Origin of the sequence: Actinomadura sp. CNU-125 (assembly GCF_001942465.1) — a bacterium.
Lineage (GTDB): Bacteria > Actinomycetota > Actinomycetes > Streptosporangiales > Streptosporangiaceae > Spirillospora.
This window is the reverse complement of record NZ_MKJY01000508.1, coordinates 1-1,748: the sequence shown is the minus strand read 5'-3', so window position 1 is coordinate 1,748 and position 1,748 is coordinate 1. Positions and strand designations below refer to the sequence as shown.

Annotated in this window: 2 protein-coding genes; both read left to right on the top strand. The window is 72.1% G+C overall.

What is annotated here, in order from left to right:
* Positions 1-595: glutamate ligase domain-containing protein (locus tag BJF79_RS39060; RefSeq protein ID WP_316043528.1), on the top strand; the 595-nt coding region annotated here is incomplete at its 5' end.
* Entirely contained in the window at positions 592-1,647 is a 1,056-nt protein-coding gene (gene mraY / locus BJF79_RS39055) for a phospho-N-acetylmuramoyl-pentapeptide-transferase (protein WP_075904971.1), read from the top strand. The genes BJF79_RS39060 and mraY, both read left to right, overlap by 4 nt.
* Positions 1,648-1,748: the final 101 nt, after the last annotated feature.

Genomic DNA, 1,748 nt, shown 5'->3' with positions numbered 1-1,748 from the left:
CGCCGTCCCGAACGCGCTGGCCGCCGCGGCGGCCGCCCGCGCGGCCGGGATCCCGCTCGCCGACGTCGCCGCGGCGCTGTCGGCGGCCGAGCCGGTCAGCCGGTGGCGGATGGAGGTCACCGAGACCGGCGACGGCGTCACCGTCGTCAACGACGCCTACAACGCCAACCCGGACTCGACGCGCGCCGCGATCGACGTGCTCGTCCACATGGCCCGCGGCCGCCGCGCCTGGGCCGTCCTCGGCGAAATGGCCGAACTGGGCGACTCGTCCGTGGCGGAACATGCCAAGATCGGGGAGCATGTCGCCCGCAGCGGCGTCGCCGGCCTCATCGTCGTCGGCGCGAACGCCGCCGCGATGGCCGAAGGGGCCGCGCGGGCGGTCTCATGGACGGGAGAGTGCGTGCAGGTGGATGACGTCGGCGCGGCGGTCGCCGCGCTCAGCGAGCGGCTGGCGCCGCGGGACGTCGTGCTGGTGAAGGGATCGCGGGTGGCGGGTCTGGAACGGGTCGCCGAGGGCGTCCTGTCGGCCGGAGGCGGGACGGGCCGGACGGCCGCCGCGCCCGGTGGTACCGGGGACGCGGAGGCCGCCCGATGACCGACATCATGATCGCCGCCGGGGTGGCGCTGGTCTTCGTGGCGCTCGGCACCCCGGTGTGGATCAGGATCGTCAACCGGCTCGGTTACGGCCAGATGATCCGCGACGACGGGCCCGAGGCCCACCTCACCAAGCGCGGCACCCCCTCGATGGGCGGCACCGTCTTCATCGTGGGGTCGCTCGTCGGCTACGCGGTGTCCCACCTGGTCACCGGGAACGCCCCCACGATCTCCGGGATCCTGGCGCTGTTCCTGATGACCGGGCTCGGGCTGGTCGGGTTCGTCGACGACTACATCAAGGTGTTCAAGCAGCGCAGCCTCGGCCTGCGCAGCGGCGCCAAGATGATCGGGATCATCCTGATCGGGGTCGTGTTCGCGTACGCGTCCCTGCAGTTCCCCAACGGGTACGACGTCACCCCCGCGTCCGACCACCTGTCCTTCCTGCGCGACTTCGGCCCCTCGCTCAGCCCCTTCCTCTTCGTCCCGTGGGCGCTGCTGCTGATCGCGGCGATGTCCAACGGCGTCAACCTCACCGACGGGCTGGACGGCCTCGCCGCCGGGCCCGCCGGGATGGTGCTGGCCGCGTACGTGGTCATCGGCAACTGGCAGCTGCGCAACAGCTGCTCCGCCGCCCTCGCCCCCAACTGCTACAGCGTCCGCGACCCCCTGGACCTCGCGGTCGTCGCCGCCGCCGTGCTCGGCGGCGTGTTCGGCTTCCTGTGGTGGAACGCCCCCCCGGCCAAGATCTTCATGGGCGACACCGGCTCGCTGGCCCTCGGCGGCGTGCTGGTCGCGCTCGCCATCCTGACCCGCACCCAGCTGCTGCTCGCGGTCCTGTGCGGGCTCATCGTGATGATCACCCTGTCGGTGATCATCCAGGTCGGCGGGTTCAAGATGACCGGGAAACGCGTGTTCAAGATGGCGCCGCTGCAGCATCACTTCGAATTGTCCGGATGGGCCGAGACCACGATCGTCGTGCGGTTCTGGCTCATGTCCGCCCTGTTCGTCGGGATCGGCATCGGCCTGTTCTACCTGGAGTGGATGCCGAAGTGACGAACGGTCCCTGGGACGGCCGGGCGGTGTGCGTCGCCGGGCTCGGCGTGTCCGGCGCGGCGGCGGCCCGCGCGCTCGCGCGCGGGCCCGCGTCACCGCAG